Origin of the sequence: Pseudoxanthomonas broegbernensis (genome assembly GCF_014202435.1) — a bacterium.
GTDB classification, from domain to species: domain Bacteria; phylum Pseudomonadota; class Gammaproteobacteria; order Xanthomonadales; family Xanthomonadaceae; genus Pseudoxanthomonas; species Pseudoxanthomonas broegbernensis.
In genome coordinates this window covers 208,984-235,464 of sequence record NZ_JACHGU010000002.1, presented here as the reverse complement: position 1 = coordinate 235,464, position 26,481 = coordinate 208,984, and the positions used below count along the sequence as shown (strand labels likewise).

33 protein-coding genes are annotated in these 26,481 nt (G+C 68.7%); 6 read left to right on the top strand and 27 right to left on the bottom strand.

Translation table 11 applies throughout. From position 1 onward, the window contains the following. Positions 1 to 9: 9 nt before the first annotated feature. The 3 genes from HNR76_RS04610 (at position 10) to HNR76_RS04600 (ending at position 3,620) form a co-directional block, all read left to right on the top strand. Positions 10 to 2,052, top strand: coding sequence for an NADPH-dependent 2,4-dienoyl-CoA reductase (locus tag HNR76_RS04610; protein ID WP_162311751.1), 2,043 nt, complete (start codon positions 10 to 12; stop codon positions 2,050 to 2,052). A 404-nt stretch (positions 2,053 to 2,456) separates the two neighbouring features. Beyond that, positions 2,457 to 2,912: a cell wall hydrolase gene (locus HNR76_RS04605; RefSeq protein ID WP_162311752.1), complete on the top strand. Its 456-nt coding sequence runs from the start codon at positions 2,457 to 2,459 to the stop codon at positions 2,910 to 2,912. Between the two features lie 96 nt (positions 2,913 to 3,008). Then, on the top strand, positions 3,009 to 3,620 hold the full coding sequence (locus HNR76_RS04600) for a glutathione S-transferase family protein (RefSeq protein WP_162311753.1): 612 nt from the start codon (positions 3,009 to 3,011) through the stop codon (positions 3,618 to 3,620). A 46-nt stretch (positions 3,621 to 3,666) separates the two neighbouring features. On the opposite strand, the gene HNR76_RS04595 is transcribed toward HNR76_RS04600, so the two are convergent. From HNR76_RS04595 to prpB, 3 genes are read right to left on the bottom strand one after another with little or no spacing between them, the layout of a single operon-like run. Continuing rightward, positions 3,667 to 4,251, bottom strand: coding sequence for a hypothetical protein (locus HNR76_RS04595; protein ID WP_162311754.1), 585 nt, complete (start codon positions 4,249 to 4,251; stop codon positions 3,667 to 3,669). A 35-nt stretch (positions 4,252 to 4,286) separates the two neighbouring features. Next, on the bottom strand, positions 4,287 to 5,444 hold the full coding sequence (gene prpC / locus HNR76_RS04590) for a bifunctional 2-methylcitrate synthase/citrate synthase (protein WP_162311755.1): 1,158 nt from the start codon (positions 5,442 to 5,444) through the stop codon (positions 4,287 to 4,289). Positions 5,445 to 5,495: 51 nt separating this feature from the next. Then, a complete protein-coding gene (gene prpB, locus HNR76_RS04585) occupies positions 5,496 to 6,383 on the bottom strand; it encodes a methylisocitrate lyase (protein WP_425501819.1) in 888 nt (295 codons plus the stop codon). A 175-nt stretch (positions 6,384 to 6,558) separates the two neighbouring features. On the opposite strand from prpB, the gene HNR76_RS04580 reads away from it, so the two are divergent. Then, a complete protein-coding gene (locus HNR76_RS04580) occupies positions 6,559 to 7,785 on the top strand; it encodes a citrate synthase family protein (RefSeq protein WP_162311757.1) in 1,227 nt (408 codons plus the stop codon). Between the two features lie 289 nt (positions 7,786 to 8,074). Here HNR76_RS04580 and HNR76_RS04575 read toward each other — a convergent pair whose 3' ends face one another. The 3 genes from HNR76_RS04575 to HNR76_RS04565 all read right to left on the bottom strand — a co-directional run bounded on the left by HNR76_RS04575 (position 8,075) and on the right by HNR76_RS04565 (position 10,070). Further along, positions 8,075 to 9,061 carry a malate dehydrogenase gene (locus tag HNR76_RS04575; RefSeq protein WP_162311758.1) on the bottom strand — a complete coding sequence of 329 codons (987 nt, stop codon included), beginning with the start codon at positions 9,059 to 9,061 and terminating at the stop codon, positions 8,075 to 8,077. 70 nt (positions 9,062 to 9,131) lie between these two features. Further along, complete coding sequence (locus tag HNR76_RS04570; protein ID WP_162311759.1) at positions 9,132 to 9,491, bottom strand: glutaredoxin family protein; 360 nt, start codon at positions 9,489 to 9,491, stop codon at positions 9,132 to 9,134. Between the two features lie 84 nt (positions 9,492 to 9,575). After that, positions 9,576 to 10,070, bottom strand: a complete 495-nt coding sequence (locus HNR76_RS04565) for a peptidylprolyl isomerase (protein ID WP_162311760.1) — start codon at positions 10,068 to 10,070, stop codon at positions 9,576 to 9,578. Between the two features lie 179 nt (positions 10,071 to 10,249). Between HNR76_RS04565 and typA the strand changes: the two genes are divergently transcribed. Both typA and HNR76_RS04555 read left to right on the top strand, forming a co-directional pair. Then, the gene (gene typA / locus HNR76_RS04560; protein ID WP_162311761.1) at positions 10,250 to 12,079 is read left to right on the top strand and encodes a translational GTPase TypA; all 1,830 of its coding nucleotides are present in this window, start codon (positions 10,250 to 10,252) and stop codon (positions 12,077 to 12,079) included. 71 nt (positions 12,080 to 12,150) lie between these two features. Beyond that, positions 12,151 to 13,743, top strand: a complete 1,593-nt coding sequence (locus HNR76_RS04555; protein WP_246429008.1) for an amidase — start codon at positions 12,151 to 12,153, stop codon at positions 13,741 to 13,743. A 358-nt stretch (positions 13,744 to 14,101) separates the two neighbouring features. Here HNR76_RS04555 and HNR76_RS04550 read toward each other — a convergent pair whose 3' ends face one another. From HNR76_RS04550 to rplP, 21 genes are all read right to left on the bottom strand, one after another. Beyond that, the gene (locus HNR76_RS04550) at positions 14,102 to 15,496 is read right to left on the bottom strand and encodes a class II 3-deoxy-7-phosphoheptulonate synthase (protein ID WP_162311762.1); all 1,395 of its coding nucleotides are present in this window, start codon (positions 15,494 to 15,496) and stop codon (positions 14,102 to 14,104) included. A 28-nt stretch (positions 15,497 to 15,524) separates the two neighbouring features. Further along, the gene (locus tag HNR76_RS04545) at positions 15,525 to 16,043 is read right to left on the bottom strand and encodes a disulfide bond formation protein B (RefSeq protein ID WP_162311763.1); all 519 of its coding nucleotides are present in this window, start codon (positions 16,041 to 16,043) and stop codon (positions 15,525 to 15,527) included. Between the two features lie 137 nt (positions 16,044 to 16,180). Then, on the bottom strand, positions 16,181 to 16,552 hold the full coding sequence (rplQ, locus tag HNR76_RS04540) for a 50S ribosomal protein L17 (RefSeq protein WP_162311764.1): 372 nt from the start codon (positions 16,550 to 16,552) through the stop codon (positions 16,181 to 16,183). A 293-nt stretch (positions 16,553 to 16,845) separates the two neighbouring features. Beyond that, entirely contained in the window at positions 16,846 to 17,844 is a 999-nt protein-coding gene (locus HNR76_RS04535; protein ID WP_162311765.1) for a DNA-directed RNA polymerase subunit alpha, read from the bottom strand. A 157-nt stretch (positions 17,845 to 18,001) separates the two neighbouring features. Then, positions 18,002 to 18,631, bottom strand: a complete 630-nt coding sequence (gene rpsD / locus HNR76_RS04530; protein ID WP_162311766.1) for a 30S ribosomal protein S4 — start codon at positions 18,629 to 18,631, stop codon at positions 18,002 to 18,004. A gap of 14 nt (positions 18,632 to 18,645) precedes the next feature. Then, a complete protein-coding gene (gene rpsK / locus HNR76_RS04525) occupies positions 18,646 to 19,038 on the bottom strand; it encodes a 30S ribosomal protein S11 (protein ID WP_028918219.1) in 393 nt (130 codons plus the stop codon). A 12-nt stretch (positions 19,039 to 19,050) separates the two neighbouring features. Then, complete coding sequence (gene rpsM / locus HNR76_RS04520) at positions 19,051 to 19,407, bottom strand: 30S ribosomal protein S13 (RefSeq protein WP_162311767.1); 357 nt, start codon at positions 19,405 to 19,407, stop codon at positions 19,051 to 19,053. A gap of 323 nt (positions 19,408 to 19,730) precedes the next feature. Then, positions 19,731 to 21,086, bottom strand: a complete 1,356-nt coding sequence (gene secY / locus HNR76_RS04515) for a preprotein translocase subunit SecY (RefSeq protein ID WP_162311768.1) — start codon at positions 21,084 to 21,086, stop codon at positions 19,731 to 19,733. Positions 21,087 to 21,093: 7 nt separating this feature from the next. Continuing rightward, positions 21,094 to 21,531, bottom strand: coding sequence for a 50S ribosomal protein L15 (gene rplO, locus HNR76_RS04510; protein WP_162311769.1), 438 nt, complete (start codon positions 21,529 to 21,531; stop codon positions 21,094 to 21,096). Between the two features lie 10 nt (positions 21,532 to 21,541). Continuing rightward, positions 21,542 to 21,733, bottom strand: a complete 192-nt coding sequence (gene rpmD / locus HNR76_RS04505) for a 50S ribosomal protein L30 (protein WP_162311770.1) — start codon at positions 21,731 to 21,733, stop codon at positions 21,542 to 21,544. After that, entirely contained in the window at positions 21,726 to 22,265 is a 540-nt protein-coding gene (gene rpsE / locus HNR76_RS04500; RefSeq protein WP_162311771.1) for a 30S ribosomal protein S5, read from the bottom strand. The genes rpmD and rpsE overlap by 8 nt, the downstream gene beginning before the upstream one ends. Before the next feature lie 162 nt (positions 22,266 to 22,427). Beyond that, positions 22,428 to 22,784, bottom strand: a complete 357-nt coding sequence (gene rplR, locus HNR76_RS04495; protein ID WP_162311772.1) for a 50S ribosomal protein L18 — start codon at positions 22,782 to 22,784, stop codon at positions 22,428 to 22,430. Between the two features lie 97 nt (positions 22,785 to 22,881). Further along, complete coding sequence (gene rplF / locus HNR76_RS04490; RefSeq protein WP_162311773.1) at positions 22,882 to 23,409, bottom strand: 50S ribosomal protein L6; 528 nt, start codon at positions 23,407 to 23,409, stop codon at positions 22,882 to 22,884. A gap of 19 nt (positions 23,410 to 23,428) precedes the next feature. Continuing rightward, complete coding sequence (rpsH, locus tag HNR76_RS04485) at positions 23,429 to 23,827, bottom strand: 30S ribosomal protein S8 (protein WP_162311774.1); 399 nt, start codon at positions 23,825 to 23,827, stop codon at positions 23,429 to 23,431. A gap of 183 nt (positions 23,828 to 24,010) precedes the next feature. Continuing rightward, positions 24,011 to 24,316, bottom strand: a complete 306-nt coding sequence (rpsN, locus tag HNR76_RS04480) for a 30S ribosomal protein S14 (protein WP_162311775.1) — start codon at positions 24,314 to 24,316, stop codon at positions 24,011 to 24,013. A gap of 11 nt (positions 24,317 to 24,327) precedes the next feature. Then, a complete protein-coding gene (gene rplE, locus HNR76_RS04475) occupies positions 24,328 to 24,870 on the bottom strand; it encodes a 50S ribosomal protein L5 (protein ID WP_162311776.1) in 543 nt (180 codons plus the stop codon). Positions 24,871 to 24,881: 11 nt separating this feature from the next. Further along, on the bottom strand, positions 24,882 to 25,199 hold the full coding sequence (gene rplX / locus HNR76_RS04470) for a 50S ribosomal protein L24 (RefSeq protein WP_162311777.1): 318 nt from the start codon (positions 25,197 to 25,199) through the stop codon (positions 24,882 to 24,884). 16 nt (positions 25,200 to 25,215) lie between these two features. Further along, complete coding sequence (rplN, locus tag HNR76_RS04465) at positions 25,216 to 25,584, bottom strand: 50S ribosomal protein L14 (protein WP_014161372.1); 369 nt, start codon at positions 25,582 to 25,584, stop codon at positions 25,216 to 25,218. Positions 25,585 to 25,598: 14 nt separating this feature from the next. Further along, a complete protein-coding gene (gene rpsQ, locus HNR76_RS04460) occupies positions 25,599 to 25,865 on the bottom strand; it encodes a 30S ribosomal protein S17 (protein ID WP_162311778.1) in 267 nt (88 codons plus the stop codon). A 12-nt stretch (positions 25,866 to 25,877) separates the two neighbouring features. After that, on the bottom strand, positions 25,878 to 26,066 hold the full coding sequence (gene rpmC, locus HNR76_RS04455) for a 50S ribosomal protein L29 (protein ID WP_162311779.1): 189 nt from the start codon (positions 26,064 to 26,066) through the stop codon (positions 25,878 to 25,880). Then, positions 26,066 to 26,479 (bottom strand): 50S ribosomal protein L16, encoded by a 414-nt coding sequence (gene rplP / locus HNR76_RS04450; RefSeq protein ID WP_162311780.1) that lies wholly within the window; start codon positions 26,477 to 26,479, stop codon positions 26,066 to 26,068. Before rplP ends, rpmC begins: the two co-directional genes overlap by 1 nt. Between the last annotated feature and the right edge of the window lie 2 nt (positions 26,480 to 26,481).

Here is a 26,481-nt window from a genome sequence, read left to right as displayed (position 1 = left end):
TATCCAAACATGACGCCTGCCCGCCGCCGCGCGCCCGCCTACCCGCACCTGTTCGCTCCCCTGGACCTGGGCTTCACCACCTTGCGCAACCGGGTGCTGATGGGCTCGATGCATACCGGCCTGGAGGACCGCGCCCGCGACTTCCCGAAGCTGGCCGCCTATTTCGCCGAGCGCGCCGCCGGCGGCGCCGGGCTCATCGTCACTGGCGGCTTCTCGCCGAACACGGTCGGCTGGCTCAAACCGTTCGGTGGCAAGCTGTCCTGGCCCTGGGAGGTGGCGCCGCACCGGCAGGTGACCCGTGCGGTGCACGAACACGGGGCGAAGATCTGCCTGCAACTGCTGCACGCCGGCCGCTACGGCTACCACCCGCTGCAGGTGGCGCCCTCGAGACTGAAGGCGCCGATCAACCCGTTCACCCCGCGCGCGCTGTCCGCCCGTGGCGTCGAGCGCCAGATCGCCGCCTTCGCCTCGGCCGCCGCGCGCGCCCGCGATGCCGGCTACGACGGCGTGGAAGTGATGGGCTCGGAAGGCTATCTGATCAACCAGTTCACCGCCCCGCGCAGCAACCGCCGCACGGACGCCTGGGGCGGCGACGCGCAAAGGCGCATGCGCTTCGCGGTGGAGATCGTGCGCCGGGTGCGCGAGGCCTGCGGCCCGGACTTCATCCTGGTCTACCGGCTCTCGCTGCTGGATCTGGTCGACGACGGCAACGCCTGGGACGAGATCGCGGTCCAGGCCCGGGCCGTGGAGGCGGCCGGCGCCACGATCATCAACTCCGGCATCGGCTGGCACGAGTCGCGGGTGCCCACCATCGCCACCTCGGTGCCGCGCGGTGCCTTCGCCGGCATCACCGCACGGCTGAAGCCGCACGTATCGCTGCCGCTGGTGGCGGTGAACCGGATCAACATGCCCGACGTGGCCGAGGGCATCCTCGCCGCCGGCCAGGCCGACCTGGTCTCCCTGGCCCGCCCGCTGCTGGCCGACCCGGAATGGCCGAACAAGGCACGCGCCGGACGCGCCGACGCCATCAATACGTGCATCGCCTGCAACCAGGCCTGCCTGGACCACGTGTTCGAGAACAAGCGCGCCAGTTGCCTGGTCAACCCGCGCGCGGCCGCGGAGACCGAGCTGGACTACCTTCCGGCGAAGACGCCGAAGCGGATCGCGGTGGTCGGCGCCGGACCGGCCGGGCTGGCCTGCGCCACGGTGGCCGCCCAGCGCGGGCATGCGGTGGCCCTGTTCGAGGCCGCCGATGAGATCGGCGGCCAGTTCAACCTGGCCAAGCGCATCCCGGGCAAGGAGGAATTCCACGAGACCCTGCGCTATTTCCACCATCGCATCGAGGAAACCGGCGTGGAACTGCACCTGGGCGCGCCCGTCGGGCCCGGGCACCTGGCCGGCTACGAGGCGATCGTGCTGGCCACCGGCATCGTGCCGCGGAAGGTCGACTTTCCCGGTGCGGACCATCCGATGGTCGTCGGCTACCTGGACGTGCTGGGCGGCCGGGTCGAGGCCGCCGGCCGGGTCGCCGTCATCGGCGCCGGCGGCATCGGCTTCGACGTGGCCCAGTTCCTGGTTCAGGCCGGTCCCTCGCCCAGCCTGGATCCCGCCCGCTGGCAGGCCGAATGGGGCGTGGATCTCGCCGGCGACGGCCGCGGCGGCCTGGCCGTGCCGCGCCCGGAACCAGCCGCGCGCGAGGTCTGGCTGCTGCAGCGCAGCCCCGGCCGGCCCGGCGCGCGGCTGGGCAGGACCACCGGCTGGATCCACCGCGCCGCGCTCAAGGCCAAGGGCGTCAGGATGCTGGGCGGGGCCGAATACCTGGGCGTGGACGACGCAGGCCTGCGCATCCGCATCGACGGCGAGGAAATGCGCCTGCCGGTGGGCACGGTGGTGGTATGCGCCGGGCAGGAACCCCGCCGCGACCTCCAGGCGCAATTGCAGGCGGCCGGCGTTGTCGCCCCGGTGCACCTGATCGGTGGCGCCGACGTGGCCGCCGAACTGGACGCCAAGCGGGCCATCGCCCAGGCGAGCCGCCTGGCGGCCATGCTGTAGGCGCCACCAGAAGGACAAGGCCGGGGGCTTGACCCCGAGTGCATGCCCGGCCTCCGGAACCCCTTTCTGCGCCGGGCCCGCTCCATTCCACCTTGGGTCCCGACGCCCGTCCTGGCCGGCCGCCTGCCCGCTCGCGGCCGGGGGGCGCCCCATTCCGGAATCTGTACCGAAGCCGGTTGTCAAGCCAGGATGTTCAGTTTTCGTTCTGCAAAGCGCCTCTATCTTGCGCGCCACCTCTGATCCGCCCCTATTCAACTGGCGGACCCGCCGGCCCTTCGTTGGCCGACATCCCGGGCGACCCGCGGAAGGCCGCCTCCCCATGACGCCGCGCCATGACCCGCCAGCTTCCTCCCGCACGTGGAGGAAGGCAGCCGGGCGGCGAAGACGGAGCAAGGAGAAAACGAATGAAACTGGCATGGATCCTCTGGCTGTCGCAGCTCCTGCCGCAGCCGGCCGCCGACTCGCTGTGCCTGAGCACCACCGTGTACCTGGAAGCCCGCGACCAGAGCGTGCGCGGCCAGCAGGCGGTGGCCGAGGTCGCCCTGCGCCGCCGCGACAGCGGCCTGTGGGGCGAATCGATGTGCGACGTGGTCACCGCCCGCAAGCAGTTCGCGCCCACCATCGTCTCGCCCAATACCCGGCTGCGGAACCTGGACGCCTGGAACCGCTCGATCGACGTGGCCCTGCGCGCCGAGCGCAACTGGGCGCTGCCGCTGGGCCAGCGCGAGGAGATCGTCCCCGGCGCCAGCCACTTCGCCGCCCACGCCATCGCCAGCCCGAGCTGGAGCAACGCCTACCAGGTGGCGACCATCGGCGACCACACCTTCTACCGGGTCCAGCGGCTGCGCCCGCGCACCTGATCCGCCGCTCCCGGCACCGCCGGCAGACCACGCGCACGACACGGCACGGGCCCGCATAATCGCGGGTCCGTTCCGTTTCTGCACGAGGATCCCCGCATGAAGCTCTATACCAAGTCCGGCGCCTGCTCCACCGCAGTCCATATCGACCTGTGCTGGACCGGCCAGCCGTTCGACGTGGAGGTGATGGACGCCGAGCGGATGAAGGCACCCGCATTCCGCGCCCTGAATCCCGCCGGCTCGGTGCCGGTGCTGGTCGACGGGGACTTCGTCCTCACCCAGAACGCCGCCATCGTCGGCTACATCGCCGACAGCTTCCCGCAGGCCGGCCTGGCCGGCGACGGCAGCGCCCGGCAGCGGGGCGAAGCCACCCGCTGGCTGTCCTTCGTCAACTCCGACCTGCACCCGGCGTTCCGGCCGCTGTTCGCACCGGCCTTGTTCATCGCCGACCCGGCGCAGCACGAGGCGCTGGCGGCCTCCACGCGCAAGCGCTTGCGCGGGCTGTACGAAACCGCGGATGCGCGCCTGGACGGCCGCGACTGGCTGGCCGGCTTCCGCAGCTTCGCCGACCCCTACCTGTTCGTGACCCTGTCCTGGGCCGAGCGCTTCGGTGTGGACCTGGCCGGCCTGGACCGGCTGGCCGGCTTCCGCCAGCGCATGCAGGCCGATGCCGGCGTACAACGCGCATTGCGCACCGAGGGCCTGGCCTGACCCTCCCGCCCGGCGGCGCCCTGCCCTTGCGGGCGGCGCCCGCTGGTCAGCCGGGATCGGCCAGGCGCGCTTCCCAGTCGGTGGCGAACGCCTCGCCCTTGCCCTTGGCCAGCGCCTGGCGCAACTCGGGCAGCACCCCCTGCAGCGCGCCCAGGTCCTTGCAGCGCTCGATCTTCAACTGCAGGAAATAGCCGCGCAGCCCCAGATGGCCGCGCACGGCCTCGCTCATTTCCGTGTGTAAGCGGACGTAGCGGTCCGTGTCGCCGGGCGTGCCGGCCGGCGCAGCCGCGGCCGGCTCCTCTTCCACTGCCTCTACCGCTGCGGGCGAAGGTGGCGAAGGCGAAGGCGGGACGGCGGCGGCCGCAGTTGCCGGCGCCGCAGGCCCCAACGCCCGCATCAGGCCGGCGGCGTCGAAGCCGCTGGGCACCAGCTCGATCAGCTCCTCTGCCAACAGACGCTCCAGCGCGTCCTCCTGGGCTCGCACGCCGGTAGCCAGCTCGCGCAGCTCGGACAACGTGCGCTGCCCGTCCACCATCAGCAGGACGGTCCGCAGCGGCGGCGGCAGGCGCCGCCCACGGTCGCGGATCTCGTCCCGGCCGGCGTCGGTCTTGCGATAGATCCCCTCGCGCATCGTTCCCCCCCAGGAATACGCATCTCCCAACCTTATCACCCCCGCCGGTCGAGCGGCACGAACTCCCGGTTCTCCGGGCCGGTGTAGTGGGCGCTGGGCCGGATGATCTTGCCGTCGGCCCGCTGCTCGATCACGTGCGCGCTCCAGCCGGACGTGCGGGCCAGCACGAACAGCGGGGTGAACATGGCCGTGGGCACGCCCATCATGTGGTAGCTGACCGCGCTGAACCAGTCCAGGTTCGGGAACATCCTCTTGATGTCCCACATCACCGTTTCCAGCCGCTCGGCGATGTCGAACATCTTCCGGTTGGACTGCTCGTCCGACAGTTCGCGCGCCACCTGCTTGATCACCTGGTTGCGCGGATCGCCCACGGTGTAGACCGGGTGACCGAAGCCGATCACCACTTCCTTGCGCTCCACCCGCGCCCGGATGTCGGCCTCGGCCTCGTCGGGGGTGTCGTAGCGCTGCTGCACCTCGAAGGCGACCTCGTTGGCGCCGCCGTGCCTGGGCCCGCGCAGCGCGCCGATCGCCCCGGCGATGCAGCTATGCATGTCGCTGCCGGTACCGGCGATCACCCGCGCGGCGAAGGTGGAGGCGTTGAACTCGTGCTCGGCATAGAGGATCAACGAGGTGTGCATCGCACGCACCCACGATTCGTGCGGTTCCCGGCCATGCAGCAGGTGCAGGAAGTGGCCGCCGATGGAGTCTTCCCCGGGCGCCGTTTCCTCGATGCGGCGGCCGTTGTGGCTGTAGTGGTACCAGTACAGCAGCATCGAGCCGAGGCTGGCCATCAGCTTGTCGGCGATGTCGCGCGCGCCGGGATGGCCGTGGTCGTCCTTTTCCGGGCAGACGCAGCCCAGCGCCGATACGCCGGTGCGCATCACGTCCATCGGATGCGCCGAGGGCGGCAACCGTTCCAGCACCGCCTTCACCGCGGCGGGAATGCCGCGCAGCGATTTCAGCCTGGCCTTGTAGCCGGCCAGCTCGGCGCGGTTGGGCAGGGTGCCGTGGACCAGCAAGTGGGCCACCTCCTCGAACTCGCTGGCCGTGGCCAGGTCGAGGATGTCGTAGCCGCGGTAGTGCAGGTCGTTGCCGCTGCGGCCGACGGTGCACAGCGCGGTGTTGCCGGCGACCGTGCCGCTCAGTGCGACCGACTTCTTCGGCTTGAATGCGGCAGGGGTGGCTTCGCTCATCGGAGTGCTCCCGGTCCTGTTGCCTGGTTGCCTCAAGGCTGAGGGACGAGGCTATCGCTTCGCCGCCGACAGCGCATCGAGCCTGCGCTCGAAGGCGTGGTAGCCGATGCGCTCGTACAGTTCCTCGCGTGTCTGCATGGCGTCGACCACGCCGCGCTGGTGGCCGTCGCGGCGGATGGCCTCGTAGACGCGCTCGGCGGCCCGGTTGGCCGCGCGGAACGCGGACAGCGGGAACAACTGGATCGCCACGCCGGCCGCGGCCAGCTCCTCGCGGGAGAACAGCGGGGTGCTGCCGAACTCGGTGATGTTGGCCAGCACCGGCGCCTTCACCGCCCCGGCGAAGCGGCGATAGGTGTCCAGGTCGTAGGCGGCCTCGGCGAAGACGCCGTCGGCGCCGGCCTCCACGCAGGCGATGGCGCGCTCGATGGCCGCGTCCACCCCGTCGACCTGGATGGCGTCGGTGCGCGCGATGAGGAAGAAGTCCGGATCGGTCTTCGCGTCGGCCGCGGCCTTGACCCGGTCGACCATCTCGGCCACCGGCACGATCTCCTTGCCGGGCCGGTGGCCGCAGCGCTTGGCGCCCACCTGGTCCTCGATGTGGCAGGCCGCCGCGCCGGCCTTGATCAGCGACTTGACCGTGCGCTGGATGTTGAATGCGCTCGGTCCGAAGCCGGTGTCGATGTCCACCAGCAGCGGCAGCTCGCACACGTCGGTGATGCGGCGGGTGTCGATCAACACATCCTCAAGCGTGTTGATGCCGAGGTCCGGCAGGCCCAGCGAACCGGCGGCCACGCCGCCGCCCGACAGGTAGATCGCCCGATAGCCGGCACGCCGCGCCAGCAGGGCGTGGTTGGCGTTGATCGCGCCGATCACCTGCAGCGGCGACTCGGCGGTCAGCGCGGCGCGGAAGCGGGCGCCTGCGGACGGGGACATGGTCATGTTCGGACCTCGGCCTGGCTGGGAGGAATGCGAGGGCGCGGCGTGCCAGCGGCAGCGGCAGCGGCAGCGGCAGCGGCAGCGGCAGCGGCAGCGGCAGCGGCAGCGGCAGCGGCAGCGGCAATGTGGCACCCTGTCACCAGTTGATCAATCTTGATCTGAAGAATCAATACATTCGATGGATAGCGATCTGATCCCCGCCGTCGAGGCCTGCCGGCTGCTGGGCATCAGCCCGGCCACGCTCTACGCCTACGTCAGCCGCGGGCTGCTGGAATCGCGGCCGGGCCGCGATCACCGCAGCCGCGTCTACCTGCGCCGCGAGGTGGAACAATTGGCGCAGCGCAAGCGACTGGGCCGCGGACCGGCGCGTGGCGCGGCACAGAGCCTGGATCGCGGCCTGCCGGTACTGGAGACGCGGATCTCGCTGATCCGGCCGGACGGGCCCTACTACCGCGGCCGCTCGGCCGTGGCCGCGGTCCGCGCCGGCGCCACCCTGGAGGACACCGCCCGCCTGCTGTGGGACTGCGGCAGCCAGGATCCGTTCGTCGAGCCGCCCGGCGACTGGCCCGCGCGGGTCGCTGCGCTGGCGCTCGACGCCGAACTGCCGCCGCTGGCACGGGCGATGGCGGTGATCCCGCTGCTGGCGCTGCAGGTGCCGCACTCCTTTCGCGCAGACCAGGCCACGCGCCGCGCGGTGGCCGCCACCCTGCTGCGGCAGAACGCCGCGCTGCTGGTGGCCAGCCGGCCCGCCGGCCCGGTGCATCGCCTGCTGGGCCAGACATGGCGCCCCGGCGATGCGGCTTTCGCCGAACTGGTCCGCGCCGCGCTGGTGTTGTGCGCCGACCACGAACTCAACGTCTCGGCCTTCGCCGCGCGCGTGGTCGCCTCCACCGGAGCGCACCTGCACGCCACAGTGTGCGCGGGGCTGTCCGCGCTGTCCGGCCCGCGCCATGGCGGCGCGGCCACGCGCGCCTACATGCTGATCGAGCAAGCCGGGCAGTCCCGCGACATCGGCCGCTTCATCGCCACCCACTGGCGCCAGGGAGAAGACCTGCCAGGCTTCGGCCACGCCCTGTATCCGGACGGCGATCCGCGCGCGGCCGAACTGCTGTCCATGCTGCGCGCCGCGCCGGTCGACCCGGCGACGATGCGGCTGCTCGACACGGTGATCGACGCGGCCGGCCAGGCCAGCGGACGGCAGCCCAACATCGACTTCATGCTCACCGCGATCTGCCTGGCCTTCGGCTTGCCGGCCACCCATGCGCTGGCGATGTTCGCCACCAGCCGCCTCGCCGGCTGGCTGGCCCATGCGCTGGAGCAGCAGGCCCAAGGCCGCCTGATCCGCCCCCGCGCCCGCTATACCGGGTTGCAGCCGGAGGCCGCGGCGGCGGCGGCGCACGACTGAGGCGCCGCTTCCGGGATGAGGTCCGGATGCGCATCAACGTGCATCCGTGGGCGTGGCACGGTACCGGATGCTCCCGGTGCCAAACCTCGACGCCCATGCGCCGCACCGTCGGCCGCGCCGCTCTTCTTCAGTGCGAGGAGGACAGCGGACCCGGCGGCGTACGTCCGCCGATTTCCCGATGGCGCGGCGGAAAGCCCGGCCCGGCCGTGGGGGAACGCGCCGGAGCCCAGTGCCCCGGAACGCGAAAAGGCCGGGAAACCCGGCCTTTTCGTACGCGGCATCATCGCGCTCAGCCCAGCAGGTGGGCCACGCCGGCGCGCTCTTCTTCCAGCTCGGCCAGGGTCTTGTCGATCGCAGCCTGGCTGAAAGCGTCGACCGGCAGGTCGCGGACCCGGGTGTAGGTGCCGTTCTCGGTGGTCACCGCGACGCCGAAGATCACGCCCTCCGGAATGCCGTAGCTGCCGTCGGACGGGATGCCCATGGTCACCCACTTGCCGTTGCTGCCGAGCACCCAGTCATGCACGTGGTCGATGGCGGCATTGGCGGCCGACGCGGCCGAGGACAGGCCGCGGGCCTCGATGATCGCCGCGCCGCGCTTGCCCACCTTGGGGATGAACTCGTTGGCGTTCCAGTCGGCGTCGTTGATCTTGTCCTTGAGCGAAGCGCCGCCGACGGTGGCGAAGCGGTAGTCCGGGTACATGGTCGGGCTGTGGTTGCCCCACACCACCAGCTTCTCGATGTCGCCCACGGCCACGCCGGCCTTGGCGGCCAGTTGGCTCAGCGCGCGGTTGTGGTCCAGGCGCAGCATCGCGGTGAAGTTCTCCGGCCTGAGGTCCGGTGCGGACTTCATCGCGATGTAGGCGTTGGTGTTGGCCGGGTTGCCGACCACCAGCACCTTGACGTCGCGGCTGGCGACCTTGTTCAGCGCCGCGCCCTGGGCGGTGAAGATCTTGGCGTTTTCCAGCAGAAGATCCTTGCGCTCCATGCCCGGGCCGCGCGGACGCGCACCGACCAGCAGGGCCACGTCGGCGTCCTTGAATGCCACTTCCGGGTCGTCGGTGCCGACGATGCCCGCCAGCAGCGGGAACGCGCAGTCCTCCAGTTCCATGATCACGCCCTTCAGCGCGGCCTGGGCCTTGTCGATCGGCAGTTCCAGCAACTGCAGGATCACGGGCTGGTCCTTGCCCAGCATCTCGCCGGAGGCGATGCGGAACAGCAGGGCGTAGCCGATCTGGCCGGCGGCGCCGGTGACGGCAACTCGAACGGGGGTCTTCATCGCGTGGAGGTCCTTACGGTGGTTGCGGATGTCGCGGAGGTGGGAGGAATGGACGTGGCCGGCGCGCAGGTCAATAGACGTCGTAGCCCAGCGGGGCCAGCTTCCGGTCCAGGGCGGCGGTGTCGTAGCCGCGGATCACGGCCTGACCGACCACGGTCACCGGCACGCCGCGGGCGCCGATCGCGCGCAGGGCGCGGTCGCCGGGCTCGGTGTCGATGTCGAGCACCTGGTAGCGCACGCCGGCGCGCTCGAAGTCGCCCTGCTGCCTGCGGCAGTAGCCGCACCAGTCGGCGGCGAGCATCACGATGCCCTGCTCGCCGGTGGCCACGCGCGGATCGTCCGGGTGCAGTTCCGGCTGGCGGTGCTGCGACCACCAGGCATAGAGCCCGCCGGCGATACCGAGGATCAGCAGGAAGCCGAGGGTGCGCATGGGAATCCGTCGCGTGGGGCCGGTGATTTTATCACGCGGCCCCGCCAGGCCGGCCGGACGCAGGTCCGGTGCCGGCATGGCCGATCAAGCGCTCAGGTAGCGATTCCACTCGGCGACGCGGTCGGCCTTGGCCGCCAGCACCGCTTCGGCATCGCCCTCGATCTTCACCGAGTCGATCCGGTCGCCCTGGGCGATGGCATCCACAGCCTCCAGGCCTTCCAGTACCTTGCCGAACACCGTGTGGCGGCCGTCCAGCCACGGGGTGGCCACGTGGGTGATGAAGAACTGGCTGCCGTTGGTGTTGGGGCCGGCGTTGGCCATGGACAGCACGCCGCGCTCATGGGCCACGCCATTGTCGGTCTCGTCCTCGAAGCGGTAGCCCGGGCCGCCACGGCCGGAGCCCTCGGGACAGCCGCCCTGCACCATGAAGTCGGGGATCACGCGATGGAAGCTCAGGCCGTCGTAGAAGCCGCGCGCGGCCAGGTTGACGAAATTGGCCACGGTCAGGGGCGCCTTGTCGGGCAGCAGTTCGACCCGGATCGGACCGCGGGCGGTGGCGAAGGTGGCGATCAGGGACATTCGGTCAGGCTCCTGCGCAGGGGATGAGGGGACGGCAATCGATGCGATGCCGGCCGGGGCGGCACCGGGGGACGGCGCCGCCCGCCGGCAAACGGTCGCTATGAGCGACGGCCAGCCGGATATAATACCCGGCTTCCCCCACTCTCGCCCCACGTGCCCCCAGACGGCGCGTCATTCCCATGTCCATCGAAAACCTGCGCAACATCGCCATCGTCGCCCACGTCGACCACGGCAAGACCACTCTCGTCGACCAACTGCTCAAGCAGTCCGGCACGTTCAGCGAGCGCGCCCAGATGGGCGAGCGCGTGATGGACAGCAACGACCAGGAAAAGGAACGCGGCATCACCATCCTGGCCAAGAACACCGCCATCAACTGGAACGGCAACCACATCAACATCGTCGACACCCCCGGCCACGCCGACTTCGGCGGCGAGGTCGAGCGCGTGCTGTCGATGGTCGACTCGGTGCTGCTGCTGGTCGATGCCATGGACGGGCCGATGCCGCAGACCCGCTTCGTCACCCAGAAGGCGTTCGCGATGGGCTTCAGGCCGATCGTCGTCGTCAACAAGGTCGACCGCCCCGGCGCGCGGCCGGAGTGGGTCGTGGAGCAGGTATGGGACCTGTTCGACCGGCTCGGCGCCACCGCCGAGCAGATGGACTTCCCGATCATCTACGCCTCCGGCCTCAACGGCTACGCCGGCCTGACCGAGGACGTACGCTCGGGCGACATGACGCCGCTGTACGAAGCGATCATGCAGCACGTGCCCGCGCCGCCGGTGGACCTGGACGGCCCGTTCCAGATGCGCATCAGCCAGTTGGACTACAACAGCTACGTCGGCCTGATCGGCATCGGCCGCATCCAGCGCGGCAAGGTCCGCACCAACATGCCGGTCAGCATCGTCGACCGCGACGGCAAGAAGCGCAACGGAAAAGTCCTGCAGGTGCTCGGCTTCCTCGGCCTGGAGCGGCACGAGGTGGCGGAGGCGCAGGCCGGCGACATCGTCGCCATCTCCGGCATCGAGGACCTGGGCATCTCCGACACCGTCACCGACCCGTCAACCCCCGAGGCGCTGCCGGCGCTGAGCGTGGACGAGCCGACCATCTCCATGACCTTCCAGGTGAACAACTCGCCGTTTGCCGGGCAGAAGGAATATTCCGGCGGCAAGTTCCTGACCAGCCGCCAGATCCGCGAACGCCTGATGCGCGAGACCCTGCACAACGTGGCCCTGCGGGTGGAGGACACCGAGGACCCCGACCGCTTCAAGGTCTCCGGCCGCGGCGAGCTGCACCTGTCGGTGCTGATCGAGACCATGCGCCGCGAAGGCTACGAGCTGGGCGTCTCCCGCCCGGAGGTGATCGTCAGAGAGATCGACGGCGTGCCGCACGAGCCCTACGAGCAACTGGTCATCGACGTCGAGGAGGAGCACCAGGGCGGCGTGATGGAGCGCCTGGGCACGCGCAAGGCGCAGCTCAACGGCATGGAGCTGGACGGCAAGGGCCGCGTGCGCCTGGACTACATCATCCCCGCGCGCGGGCTGATCGGCTTCCAGGGCGAGTTCAAGACCCTGACTTCCGGCAGCGGCCTGCTGTTCCACATCTTCGACCACTACGGCCCGCGGCAGGAAGGCAGCATCGCCAAGCGCCCGAACGGGGTGATGATCTCCAACGGCCAGGGCAAGGCGCCCGGCTACGCGCTGATGGGCCTGCAGGAGCGCGGGCGCCTGCTGATCGACGCCGGCGAGGACATCTACGAGGGCATGCTGGTCGGCATCCATGCCAAGGACAACGACCTCACCGTCAACGCCCTGCGCGAGAAGCAGCTCACCAACATCCGCGCCTCGGGCAAGGACGAGGCGATCTCGCTGACCCCGCCGATCAAGATGTCGCTGGAGCAGGCCCTGGAATTCGTCGAGGACGACGAGCTGGTCGAGGTCACGCCCAAGGCCATCCGCCTGCGCAAGAAGATGCTGACCGAGAGCGACCGCAAGCGCGCCTCGCGCGCGGCCTGATCGCCCCGGGGCGGGTTTGCCAAGCCCGGCCGGGCGCCTTAGTCTCGGAGATTCACCTGGGGAGACTGCGAATGCGTCCGTTCGCATTGCTGGCCGCGGCAACCCTGTGCGGTGCCGCGATGGGTTGCCAGCCTGAGGGAGACGCGCAACGGCCGCCGGCGGCCGCGTCTCCGCAGGATTTCGCCTATGCCGAGGCCGGCATCGGCGACCTGCAAGCGGCCATGGCGCGCGGGGAGACCAGCAGCCGCGCGCTGGTCCAGGCCTACCTGACCCGGATCGTCGCCGTGGACCGCAACGGCCCACGGCTCAACGCCTACCTGGAGATCAACCCGCACGCGCGCGCGGAAGCCGCGCAGATGGACGCCGAACGCCGCGCCGGCCGCGTGCGCGGGCCGCTGCACGGCATCCCCGTGGTACTGAAGGACAACATCGACGCCACGCCGATGAGCACCACGGCCGGCTCGCTGGCCCTGGCCGGCTTCCGGCCGGGCGGCGATGCCTTCCTGGTGCGGCGCCTGCGCCAGGAAGGCGCGGTGATCCTGGGCAAGTCCAACCTCAGCGAGTGGGCCAACTTCCGTTCCACCCGCTCCACCTCCGGCTGGAGCTCGCGCGGCGGCCAGACCCGCAACCCCTACGCGCTGGACCGCTCGCCCTGCGGTTCCAGTTCCGGCACCGCGGTCGCGGTGGCCGCCAACCTGGCCGTGGTCGGGGTCGGCACCGAGACCGACGGCAGCATCCTCTGCCCGGCGGCGGTCAACGGCCTGGTCGGGCTCAAGCCGACCGTCGGCCTGGTCAGCCGCGACGGCATCCTGCCCATCTCGCACAGCCAGGACACCGCCGGGCCGATGACCCGCAGCGTCGAGGACGCGGCCCTGCTGCTGGCCGCCATGGCCGGGCGCGACCCGGCCGATCCGGCCACCTCGGCCAACGCCACTCTGACTACGTTCGACTATGCCGAGCACCTGCGCGAAGGCAGCCTGCGGGGCGTGCGCATCGGCCTGCTACGCGAATCGATGGCCATTTCCCCCGAAGTCGCCGCGGCGACGGAACGTGCCGTGGCGGTCCTGCGCGAGGCCGGCGCGACCGTGGTCGATGCGCGCATTCCCACCGATGGCCAGTGGGAAGTGGACGAGCTCGAGGTGTTGCTGCACGAATTCAAGGCCGGCGTGGAGCGCTACCTGCAGCAGCGGCAGGCGCCGGTGCGGACGCTGGACGGCTTGATCGAATACAACCGCGCGCATGCGCATGAAACGATGCCGCTGTTCGGCCAGGAATTGTTCGAGCAGGCCGCCGCCCGCGGCGATCTCGCCTCGCCCGCGTACATCGCCGCACGCATGCGCGCGCGCCGCCTGGCCGGCGCGGAGGGCATCGATGCCGCATTGCGCGCGCAGCGGCTGGAAGTGCTTGTCGCCCCCACTACCGGCGTGGCCTGGCCGATCGACCCGGCGCACGGCGACCGCTTTCCAGGCGCCAGCTACGGCGCCGCCGCCGTGGCCGGATACCCGTCGCTGACCGTCCCCATGGGCCAGAGCGGCGGCCTGCCGCTGGGCCTGACCTTCATCGGCCCGGCATGGAGCGAGACCCGCCTGCTGCAGCTCGGCTACGCCTACGAGCAACTGACCCGCGCCCGGCGCCCGCCGCCGCTGACGACCACGGCACCCTGACGCTTTCAGCGCGCGGCCGCGACGGGACGACCGGCGGCCTCCGCGCCGGCATCATCGTCCTCCGCATGCGGCGACCCCGGCACCTGCCTCGCGGTCGTGCCTGCCGGCGCGGCGTCGGCGCGGCGTCTTCCGCCTCGCGGCCGAACGCGGCCCGCAAGTGCATACGGATGATGGCAGGCAAGGCATCGCCCTGTTCCCCTTCGCTGCCATGAACGATGGCCGGAACGGCGGACGGGCGCGCGGGCCGGCGCATCGTTTCGTAACGCCCGATGATGCCCGCCACCGCGTGACGGATATGCAGCGAACGCCCAAGGCGCGGGCCGCGAGCCTCCGCTCCACGGCCATGCACCGCCGGCTTTCAGCCGTGGACGAGCGCCTGCCGCAAGCCCTGCTTGCGCACGATCGCCAATGCGATCTCCAGCGACTGCTCGTAGTTCAGCCGCGGATCCACGGTGGAGCGATAGGCACGCTCCAGGTCGTGCTCGGTCAACTCGCGCGCACCGCCCGTGCACTCGGTGACGTCCTCGCCGGTCAGTTCCAGGTGCACGCCGCCCAGGCGCGTGCCGGCCGCCGCATGCAGGTCGAAGGACTGCTCCAGCTCGCTGAGGATGTTGGCGAAGCGCCGGGTCTTGTAGCCGTTGGACGTGCTTTCCGTGTTGCCGTGCATCGCATCGCACACCCACAGCACGCGGCGGCCGTCGCGGCGCACCGCGTCGAGCAGCGGCGGCAGCCTGGAGGCGATCTGCGCCGCACCCATGCGGTGGATGAAGGTCAGCCGCCCCGGCTCGTCGTCCGGGTTGAGCACGTCGATCAGGCGCAGCAACTGGTCCGGCTGCACCGACGGGCCGACCTTGATCGCGACCGGATTGCGGATGCCGCGGAAATACTCCACGTGCGCGCCGTCCAGCGCGGCGGTACGCATGCCGATCCACGGGTAGTGCGTGGACAGGTTGAACCAGCCCCACTGCCGCGGCACCTGTCGGGTCAGCGCCTCCTCGTAGGGCAGCAGCAAAGCCTCGTGCGAGGTGTAGAAGTCGATCCGGTTGAGGTTGTGCATCTCCACGCCGGCCAGCGTCTCCATGAAGCGCACCGCGTCGCCGATCGAACCCACCATCCGCTGGTAGTCCTCGGCCAGCGGCGAGCAGCCGACCCAGTTCAGGCTCCAGTACTCAGGATGGTGCAGGTCGGCGAAGCCGCCGTCGGTGAGCGCGCGCACGAAGTTCATGGTCATTGCCGAGCGCGCGTGCGCGGTCAGCATGCGTCGCGGATCGGGCACCCGCGCGGCGGCGGTGAACTCCGGGCCGTTGACCACGTCGCCGCGGTAACTGGGCAGGCTGATGTCGCCGCGGGTTTCCATGTCGGCCGAGCGCGGCTTGGCGTACTGCCCGGCGAAGCGCCCCACCCGCACCACGGGCAGGCGCAGGCCGTGGATCAGGACCAGGCTCATCTGCAGCAGCACCTTGAGCCGGTTGGAGATGGTGCCCGATTCGCAATCGCCGAAGTTCTCCGCGCAGTCCCCGCCCTGCAGCAGGAAGCGCCTGCCTTCCTGCGCCTCGGCGATCTGCCTCTTCAGCGCGAAGATTTCCCAGGAGGTGACCAGCGGGGGCAGCCGGCGCAATTCGGCCAGCGCCCGCTCCAGCGCCGCGGTGTCGGGGTACTGCGGCATCTGCAGCGCCGGGCGGCCGCGCCAGCTAGCGGGCGACCAGCCCTCGGCCAGGCAGACGGGCTGCAGGCTACGTTCGAAGGTACTCATCGTGAAACTCGGATGGGGGGATGGGAGATCAGAACCGGTGGCGGCCCTTGCGCCGGCGGAAGGCGGCCAGCAAGCCCCAGGCGGCCAGCGACACGAAGCCGATCAGGCTCCAGGCCGGCATGCTCAGGCCCAGCAGGGTCCAGTCCACGGTGCCGCAATCGCCGGTGCCGGTCAGCACCTTGCGCACCAGCTCCATCGGGCCCAGGGTTTCCTGCAGGAACGACAGCGGCGGACCGCAGGACGGCGCCGTCCCCTGAGGCTGAAGCTGCAGCCAGACATGGCGCCCGGCGATGCCGATGCCCACCAGCCCGGCCAGCGCGACCGCCACGCCGTAGAAGCGGCGCCCGCCCGGCGCCCGTGGCGCGTGCAGGCCTCCCACCAGGAACACCAGTCCCAGCGCGGCATAGGCGATGCGCTGGAAGATGCACAGCGGACATGGCTCCAGCCCCTGGTAAAGCTGGGTGTAGATCGCATAGGCGAGCAAGGCGGCGCAGCCCAGGAAGCCAGCCAGGAACTGGGCTCGGAAACTCCAGCGGAACGGGTTCATTGGCGTTGGCACCCAGGGCATGGAAGGAATCGGCCAATTATTCCGCATCTGCGGCGGCAAGGGTAACCGTGCCGCCTGAAACGAAAATCCCGGCGCGGAGGCCGGGATTCTCGGACATGTCCGCCTCGGCGGACGAGTTACTCGGCCGCCTGCGGGCGGTCGACCAGCTCGACATAGGCCATCGGCGCATTGTCGCCGGCCCGGAAGCCACACTTGAGGATGCGCAGGTAGCCGCCCGGGCGGGCCTCGTAGCGCGGGCCGAGCATGGTGAACAGGTTGCCCACCGCTTCCTTGTCGCGCAGGCGGGCGAAGGCCAGGCGGCGGTTGGCCACGCTGTCGACCTTGGCCAGGGTGATCAGCGGCTCGGCGACGCGGCGCAGTTCCTTGGCCTTGAGCAGGGTGGTCTTGATCAATTCGTGCTTGAACAGCGAGGCGGCCATGTTGCGGAACATCGCTTCGCGGTGGGCGCTGGTACGGCCGAACTTGCGGCCTGCTTTCTGGTGACGCATGGTCGTGGTTCCTTCGGAATGGTGTGACGTCTGTGGTTCGCTGTCGCCATCCAGGCGTTGGTGCTGCGGACTGCGCTGGTCCTGTCCGGCATTCCCTGGCCGGAGAGTCGCCGCGTGCCTTCAGGCCCGTCGGCGCTTGGAGCCTGCAGGGACTGCAGGCCCGTTATCGTGTCGGCCCATCCAGGGCCATGTATCGTCGGCTCCGCGGAGCCGCGCCCGTCCGTCCATGGCCGGGCCTTTTGCCGGACCCCGCACATGGTCGTGCGGGGTCGGGCGGGGTTCGCGTCAGCGAATCACCCCAGCATGCCGTGCTGTGCGATGCCGGCCGGCGGCCAGTTCTCCAGCTTCATGCCCAGGGACAGGCCGCGCTGGGCGAGCACTTCCTTGATCTCGGTAAGCGACTTCTTGCCCAGGTTCGGGGTCTTGAGCAGTTCCACTTCGGTCTTCTGGATCAGGTCGCCGATGTAGTAGATGCTCTCGGCCTTGAGACAGTTGGCCGAACGCACGGTCAGCTCGAGGTCGTCGATCGGGCGCAGCAGCACCGGGTCCACGCCCGCTGGCGCCGGCTTGGCGCTGCCGCGGTCGCGGTGGGTGAAGTCGCCGAACACCGACAACTGGTCGCTGAGGATGTCGGCGGCGGTGCGCACGGCTTCCTCGGCATCGATGGTGCCGTTGGTCTCGATGTCGATGACCAGCTTGTCCAGGTCGGTACGCTGCTCCACGCGCGCGGCTTCCACGGCGTAGGCCACGCGCCGGACCGGCGAGAACGAGGCGTCCAGGACCAGCCGGCCGATGGCGCGGGTTTCCTCGTCCGGATGGCGACGGGTAGTGGCCGGCTGGTAGCCGAAGCCACGCTCGATCTTCAGGCGCATGTTCAGCGCCGTGTCCTTGGTCAGGTGGCAGATCACGTGGTCGGGATTGAGGATCTCGACGTTGTGGTCGGTCTTGATGTCGCCGGCGGTGACCACGCCCGGACCCTGCTTGGACAGGCTCAGGGTGGAGCTTTCGCCATTGTGCATGCGGATGGCGACGTCCTTGAGGTTCAGCAGGACTTCCAGCACGTCTTCCTGCAGACCTTCCACCGTGGTGTACTCGTGCAGCACGCCGTCGATCTCGACCTCGGTGATCGCGAAGCCGGGAATCGAGGACAGCAGGACGCGGCGCAGCGCATTGCCCAGCGTGTGGCCGTAGCCGCGCTCGAGCGGCTCGATCACGATCTTGGCGCGATTGTCGGTGAGGCGTTCGATCTGCGGTCCGCGGGGACGCAGGACCTGGTTGGCGGTAACCGTCATGTTGCGGATTCTCCTGCAATAAGCCGACGATTCGGGGGAAACGCCGGCCCTGATGTGTGGCCCCTTCATCCGGGGACGGCCGGAAGGCGGGGCGACGCGATCCGGCCGGAGGTGGGATGCGGCGCCGCGCCCGGATGGACGCGGCGGCCTGCCACTGTTACTTCGAGTACAGCTCGACGATCAGCGCTTCGTTGATGTCGGCCGGCAGGTCGGCCCGGTCCGGGACGGCCTTGAACACGCCGGCGAACTTCTTGGCGTCGACCTCCACCCACGACGGGCTGAGGTCGTGCTGCTCGGCCACGGTCAGCGCCTCCTGGACGCGCAACTGCTTCTGCGCCTTCTCGGCCAGGGCGATCGCGTCGCCGGCCTTGACCTGGTAGGAAGGCAAGTTGACCGGCTTGCCGTTGACCAGCACGCCGCGATGGCTGACCAACTGGCGCGCCGCCGGCCGGGTCACCGCGAAGCCCATGCGGTACACCACGTTGTCCAAGCGGGTCTCCAGCAACTGCAGCAGGTTCTCGCCGGTGTTGCCCTTCTTGGTGGTGGCCTTCTTGTAGTAGTTGCGGAACTGGCGCTCCAGCAGGCCGTAGATGCGCTTGACCTTCTGCTTCTCGCGCAACTGGGTGGCGTAGTCGGACAGCTTGCCCTTGCGCGCGGTGGCGCCGTGCTGGCCGGGCTTCTGCTCCAGCTTGCACTTGGAATCCAGCGCGCGGGCCGGACTCTTGAGCGACAGGTCGGCGCCTTCGCGGCGCGCGAGCTTACAGGTAGGACCGATATAACGAGCCATTTCTTATCGCTCCCTTAGACGCGACGCTTCTTCGGCGGACGGCACCCGTTGTGCGGGATCGGCGTCACGTCGATGATATTGGTGATCTTGTAACCGACGGCGTTGAGCGAACGCACGGCGGACTCGCGACCCGGGCCCGGGCCCTTGATGCGCACTTCCAGCGACTTGACGCCATAGTCCAGCGCGGCGCGGCCGGCCTTCTCGGCGGCCACCTGGGCGGCGAACGGGGTCGACTTGCGCGAACCGCGGAAACCCGCGCCGCCCGAAGTCGCCCACGACAGCGCGTTGCCCTGGCGGTCGGTGATGGTGACGATGGTGTTGTTGAAAGAAGCGTGGACGTGGGCGATGCCGTCGGTGACGACGCGCTTGATCTTCTTCTTGGTCTTGGCTGCTGCCGGCTTTGCCATGATCGGTATCCCTTACTTCCTGATTGCCTTGCGCGGGCCCTTGCGGGTGCGGGCATTGGTGCGGGTGCGCTGGCCGCGCAGAGGCAGGCCGCGGCGGTGGCGAAGGCCGCGGTAGCAGCCCAGGTCCATCAGTCGCTTGATGGCGATGCCGATTTCGCGACGCAGGTCGCCTTCGATCACGTACTTGCCCACCTCGGCGCGCAGGCGCTCGACTTCCGGCTCGGACAGGTCACGGATCTTGGTCACCGAGGCCACGCCAGCGGCCTCGCAAACCTTCTTCGACCGGGTGCGGCCGATGCCATAGATGCTCTGCAGCCCCACCCAGACGTGCTTGTGGGTCGGCAGGTTGACGCCTGCAATACGCGCCATGACGCGATCTCCAAACTTGAGGGTCGGCACGCGCCCAGGGCACGCCCGACAGGATTGGTTCAAAAGTGAACTGCGAATTCTATCAATGTCCCGGATTACTTGGAAGCCCGGAACCGAAAGGTTCCTGGCCCGGCATGGGGAGTGTGCCCATGCTCCGGCGCCGGACTCTGCTGGCACCCGGTTCCCCGGAGCCGACCGCGCTACTCCAGCGCGGCACCGCAGTGTCTCACCCGCGCGCGAGACGTCGCACGGGCCGCCCATTTGCTGTTTCCGGCCTTGGCCGGAGACCGGCGGAATGGGTCCGCCGGATTGGATTCGTAAGTTCAGCCGCGCCCCAGACCGCCGCGCGAACCGCCCTTGAGATTGGCCTTCTTCAGCAGGCTCTCGTACTGGTGCGACATCAGGTGGGCCTGGATCTGGGCGATGAAGTCCATCACCACCACCACCACGATCAACAGCGAGGTGCCGCCGAAGTAGAACGAGGTGCCCAGTTCGGTGCGCATCACCTCCGGCAGCAGGCACACGATCACCAGGTAGGCCGAGCCGGTGGCGGTCAAGCGGGTCAGCACGCCATCGATGTAGTCGGCGGTCGCCTTGCCCGGGCGGATGCCCGGAATCAGCGCGCCCGACTTCTTCAGGTTGTCGGCCGTCTCGTTGGAATTGAAGACCAGGGCCGTATAGAAGAACGTGAAACCCACGATCAGCGAGGCCAGCACGATCATGTGCAGCGGCTCGCCCGGCGCCAGGGCGTTCGAGACGCGCTGCAACCAGGTGATCGAGGTCGCCTGCCCCGACCACATGCTCAGCGTCGCCGGGAAGGCCAGGATGCTGGAGGCGAAGATCGGCGGGATCACGCCCGACATGTTGAGCTTCAGCGGCAGGAACGAGGTCTGGTTCATGTACGCATTGCGCCCGCCCTGGCGGCGCGCGTAGTTGACCGTGATCCGGCGCTGGCCGCGCTCGACGAACACCACGAACCAGGTGAAGGCGAGCACCAGCGTCACGATCAACAGCAGGGCGAGGAAGTTCATGCTGCCGCTGCGGTAGGACTCGATCGTCTGGATCACCGCGCTGGGCAGGCCGGCGACGATGCCGGCGAAGATGATCAGCGACACGCCGTTGCCGATGCCGCGCTCGGTCACCTGCTCGCCCAGCCACATCAGCAGGATCGTGCCGGCGGTCAGCGATACCACGGCCGTCAGGACGAAGCCGATGCCTGGGCTGTACACCACCGGCATGCCGCCCGGCGCGACCTGATTCTGCAGCGCCATGGCGATGCTGCCGCCCTGCACCACCGCCAGCCCCACCGCGCCGATGCGCGAGTACTGGGTGATCTTGCGGCGGCCGGACTCGCCTTCCTTCTGCATCGACTTCAGCACCGGGAAGATGTGCACGGCCAACTGCATCACGATCGACGCCGAGATGTACGGCATCACGTTCAGCGCGAAGATGCTGAAGCGGTGCAGGGCGCCGCCCGAGAACATGTTGAACATGTCCACGATGCCGCCGCCCTGCGCCTGCATCATCGCCAGCATGGCATCGGGATTGACGCCCGGCACCGGCACGAAGCAGCCGATGCGATAGACGACCAACGCACCCAGCACGAACAGCAGGCGCTGGCGCAGTTCGGTGAACTTGCCCAGACCGCCGCCGAGATTGCCGATGCCAGCTTGCGCCATATGCCGCTTACTCCTCGATGCTGCCGCCGGCCGCTTCGACCGCGGCCTTGGCGCCGGCGGTCAACTGCACGCCCTTGATGACCAGCTTGCGCGACAGCTCGCCCTTCTTGACGATCTTGGCGCGCTTGGCGGTGCTGGGCACCAGCTTGGCCGCCTTCAGCGCGGCGAAATCGACGGTGTCGCCCTCGATCAGCGCCAGCTTGTACAGCAGCACCTCGGCGGTGTCCTTGGCCGACAGCGAGCGGAAGCCGACCTTCGGCAGGCGGCGCTGCATCGGGGTCTGGCCGCCTTCGAAACCGGCCTTGATCTTGCCCTTGCCGGAACGGGCAAACGAGCCCTTGTGGCCGCGGCCAGCGGTCTTGCCCAGGCCCGAACCGATACCGCGACCGACGCGGGTACGCTCCTGGCGGGCGCCCTCGGCGGGCTTGAGAGTGTTGAGACGCATGGTGTTCTCCTTAGTCCTCGACCCGCACCAGATAGTGCAATTGGTTGATCAGACCGCGGACCTGCGGGCTGTCCTTCAGCTCGCGCACGTCGTTGAGCTTGTTCAGGCCCAGGGCCTTCACCGACAAGCGATGGCGGGCCTGGGTGCCGCGCAGGCCGCGCACCAGGCGCACCTTGACGGTCTTGTTCGACTCGTTAGCCATTGAGGAGTTCCTCCGCCTTCTTGCCGCGCTTGGCCGCGATGCGCTCCGGCGACTGCATGGCCTCCAGGCCCCTCAGGGTGGCGCGGACCAGGTTGATCGGGTTGCGCGAACCCACCGCCTTGGCCAGCACATCCTTCACGCCGACCGCTTCCAGCACGGCGCGCATGGCGCCGCCGGCGATCACGCCGGTACCCTGGGAGGCGGGCTGCATGAACACGCGGGCCGCGCCGTGGCCGGCCTTGACCGGGTGCCACAGGGTGCCGTTGTTCAGGTCGACGCTGAGCATGCCCTTGCGCGCGTACTCCATCGACTTCTGGATGGCGACCGGGACCTCGCGGGCCTTGCCGTAGCCGAAGCCGACCTTGCCGTCCCCGTCGCCGACCACGGTCAGCGCGGTGAAGGTGAACTGGCGGCCACCCTTGACCGTCTTGCTGACGCGGTTGACCGCGATCAGCTTCTCAATCATGCCATCGTCGATCTTTTCTTCGCGGTTGCGGTCGCGGCCCCGCGGCTGCTGACGTTCTTCTGCCATTTTCGTTTCCTTATGGATTCGGATATGTACGGCTCGAGCGCCGCTTATGGTTGTGGGCTGTCGCGTTGCAGCGTCACGTCCCCGCAGAAGGAGGACGGCGCCCGGCGCCACCTGCGCCGGCAGGACGGGTCCGCCGGAACGGACCCATATGACCGGAATGGATCAGAACTGCAGGCCACCCTCGCGGGCGGCATCGGCCAGCGCCTTGATGCGGCCATGGAAGCGATAGCCCGAGCGATCGAATGCGATCTTCTCGATGCCCGCGGCCTTGGCCCGCTCGGCGATGAACTTGCCCACCTTCGCGGCGGCGTCGGTGTTCTTGCCGTTCTTCAGGCCGTCCTTGACGTCGGCCTGCAGGGTGTTGGCGGCCGCGATGACCTTGGCGCCATCGGCGGTGAAAAGCTGGGCGTACAGGTGCTGCCCGGTGCGGAGCACCGACAGGCGCGGAACGCCGAGCTTGCGGATGTGGGCCCGGGTGGTCTTGGCGCGGCGCAGGCGGGCGTCGTTCTTGATGCTCATGTGGATTACCTCGTGGAAGCTGAAGGATGGTCCGGGCCTTTGCCTCGGGAAGCCTGGCCATGAATGGCCGGGCTCCTGCGGAAGGGCCCGCGTACGCTTACGCCTTCTTGGCTTCCTTGCGGATGATGACTTCGTCGGAATACTTCACGCCCTTGCCCTTGTAGGGTTCCGGCGGACGGAAGGCGCGGATCTTGGCCGCGACTTCGCCGACGCGCTGCTTGTCTGCGCCCTGCACCAGGATCTCGGTCTGGGTCGGGGCCGCCAGGGTGATGCCTTCCGGCGCCTGGAACACGACCGGGTGCGAGAACCCCAGCGACAGGCTCAGGTCCTTGCCCTGCATGGCGGCGCGGTAACCCACGCCGACCAGCTCGAGCTTGCGCTCGAAGCCCTCGGACACGCCCTTGACCATGTTGGCCAGGATGGAGCGGACGGTACCGGTCAGCGGAACCAGGGACGGATCGTTGGCCGACAGCACGGCATTGCCGTCCTCGATGGCGATCTGCACGCCGGCCGGCTTGGCCAGGGAAAGAGTGCCCTTCGGACCCTTGGCGCTGACGCTGGTGTCCTGGATGTTCAGTTCCACGCCCTTGGGCAGGGCGATCGGCTTCTTGGCTACGCGGGACATGGTCGTCGTACTCCTTCGATTAGGCCACGTAGCACAGGACTTCGCCGCCCACGCCGGCGCTGCGCGCCTGCTTGTCGGTCATGATGCCCTGGGAGGTGGAAATGATGGCCACGCCGAGGCCACCAAGGACCTTCGGCAGGTCGCTCTTGCCGCGGTACAGGCGCAGCCCCGAGCGCGAGGCACGCTTGAGCTGATCGATGACCGGGCGACCCTCGAAGTACTTCAGGACGATTTCCAGCTCGGCCTTGTTGTTCTCGACCTGGACGACACGCAGGTCGGCGATGTAGCCCTCGTCCTTCAGGACGTTGGCGATGGCCACCTTGATCTTGGAAGACGGCAGCTTCACCGTCGGCTTGCCCACAGCGGCCGCATTCTTGATGCGGACCAGCATGTCGGCGATGGGATCAGTCATGCTCATGAATGGTTCCTTGAGTGCACCGATATCCGCTTTCGCGAAATCTGGATTGTCCCGGAAGGGGCCGGGGCCCTTGCCGCGCGCCGTACCGGGCGGGAAAGCGCGAAATCATAGCAGATAAACGGCCGTCCGGCCGGTCATCCATCGACGCATCCGGCAGGGGCAGTGCGCGCCCCCGGCGGGCTGTTACCAACTGGCCTTGCGCAGGCCCGGCACGTCGCCGCGCATGGTGGCCTCGCGCAGCTTGTTGCGGCCCAGGCCGAACTTGCGATACACGCCACGCGGACGGCCGGACAGTTCGCAGCGGTTGCGCTGGCGGCTCGGCGAAGAATCGCGCGGCAGCTTGGCCAGCTTGGTCGCCGCCTCGATCTTCTCCTCGTACGACGCGGTATGGCTGGAGACGACCTTCTTCAGGGCCTCGCGCTTGGCCGCGTACTTCTTCGCCAGCTTTGCCCGCTTCGCATCGCGGTTGACCATCGAGGTCTTTGCCATTTCTCTAACCCTTAATTGCGGAACGGGAACTTGAACGCTTCGAGCAGCGCCTTGGCTTCGGCGTCGGTCTTGGCACTGGTGGTGATGGCGATATCCATGCCACGGGTCGCATCGATCGCGTCGAAGTCGATCTCCGGGAAGATGATCTGCTCCTTCACGCCCATGTTGAAGTTGCCGCGGCCGTCGAACGAGCGGCCGGACACGCCGCGGAAGTCGCGCACGCGCGGCAGCGAGACGCTGATCAGGCGATCCAGGAACTCGAACATCTGGGCGCGACGCAAGGTGACCTTGCAACCGATCGGCCAACCGTCGCGGATCTTGAACGACGCCACCGAGACGCGGGCCTTGGTGGTCACTGGCTTCTGGCCGGAGATCTTGGTCATGTCGGCGACCGCGTTTTCCAGCACCTTCTTGTTGGCCGCCGCCTCGCCCACGCCCATGTTCAGCGTGATCTTGACGAGCTTGGGCACTTGCATCGGATTGGTGTAGCCGAACTTCTCCATGAGAGCCGGCACAACCTGTTCCTTGTAGATCTTTTCGAGCCGCGTGGTCATTGCTTCATTCCTCAGGCGTCGAGCGCCTCACCACTGGAGCGGAACACACGCAGTTTGCGTCCATCCTCCAGGACCTTGTATCCGATGCGCTCGCCCTTGCCGGTGGCCGGGTTGAACGGCATCACGTTGGAAATGTGGATCGAGGCTTCGCGCTCGACCACGCCGCCGGCGATGCCCGCCTGCGGATTCGGCTTGGTGTGCCGCTTGACCAGGTTGACGTTGGACACGACCACACGGTCGCCGTCCACGCGCACCACCTCGCCCTGCTTGCCCTTGTCCTTGCCGACGGTGACGACCACGTGGTCGCCCTTCTTGATACGGTTTGCCATGTCTGCCTTCCTCCGCTCAGAGCACTTCAGGCGCGAGCGAAACGATCTTCATGAACTTCTCGGAACGCAGCTCACGGGTCACCGGTCCGAAGATACGGGTACCGATCGGCTCCTGCTTGTTGTTGAGCAGGACCGCGGCGTTGCCGTCGAAGCGGATCAGCGAGCCGTCGGCGCGGCGCACGCCCTTGCGGGTACGGACCACGACGGCGTCGTAAACCTCGCCCTTCTTGACCTTGCCGCGCGGGATCGCGTCCTTGACGGTCACCTTGATGATGTCGCCGATGCCCGCATAGCGGCGCTTGGAGCCGCCCAGCACCTTGATGCACATCAGTTCCTTGGCGCCGGAGTTGTCGGCGGCGTCGAGGTAGCTCTGCATCTGGATCATGATTCAGATCTCCCTTATTCGGCCGCGCGGGTGACGACTTCCACCACGCGCCAGTTCTTGGTCTTGGACAACGGTGCGATCTCGGTCACGCGCACCACATCGCCCTCGTTGCAACTGTTGTCCGCATCGTGGGCGTGGAGCTTGGTCGAGCGCCTGATGTATTTGCCGTACAGGGCGTGCTTGACCTGGCGCTCGACCAGGATGGTGACCGTCTTGTCCATCTTGTTGCTGATCACGCGGCCTTCGACCGTGCGCAGCGGCTTGTTGTTGTTCTCGCTCATCGCTGCGATCCCTTACTTGTTGCTGCCGAGCAGGGTCTTCACGCGCGCGATCTCGCGACGCACCCGGCGGGTTTCGTGGGTCTTCGTCAACTGACCGGTCGCCCGCTGCATGCGCAGGGAGAATTGCTCCTTGCGCAGGTCCAGCAGGTGGGCCTTGAGGTCGTCGGCCGACTTTTCACGGAGTTCGTTGATCGTAGCCATTAGCGCACCGTGCGGGTCACGAAGGTGGTGGTGACCGAGAGCTTGGCCGCCGCCAGGCGGAACGCTTCGCGCGCCATCTCCTCCGGCACGCCCTCGATTTCATAGATCATGCGGCCGGGCTGGATCTGGGCCACCCAGTACTCCACGCCACCCTTGCCCGAGCCCATGCGGACCTCGATCGGCTTCTGGGTGATCGGCTTGTCCGGGAAGACTCGGATCCACATCTTGCCGCCGCGCTTGACGTAGCGGCTGATCGTGCGGCGGGCCGCCTCGATCTGGCGCGCGGTCAGGCGGCCGTGCGCGGTGGCCTTCAGGCCGTACTCGCCGAAGGAAACGGCATTGGCACTCCAGCTCAGGCCCTCGTTACGGCCCTTGTGCTGCTTGCGGTACTTGGTTCGCTTGGGTTGCAACATCG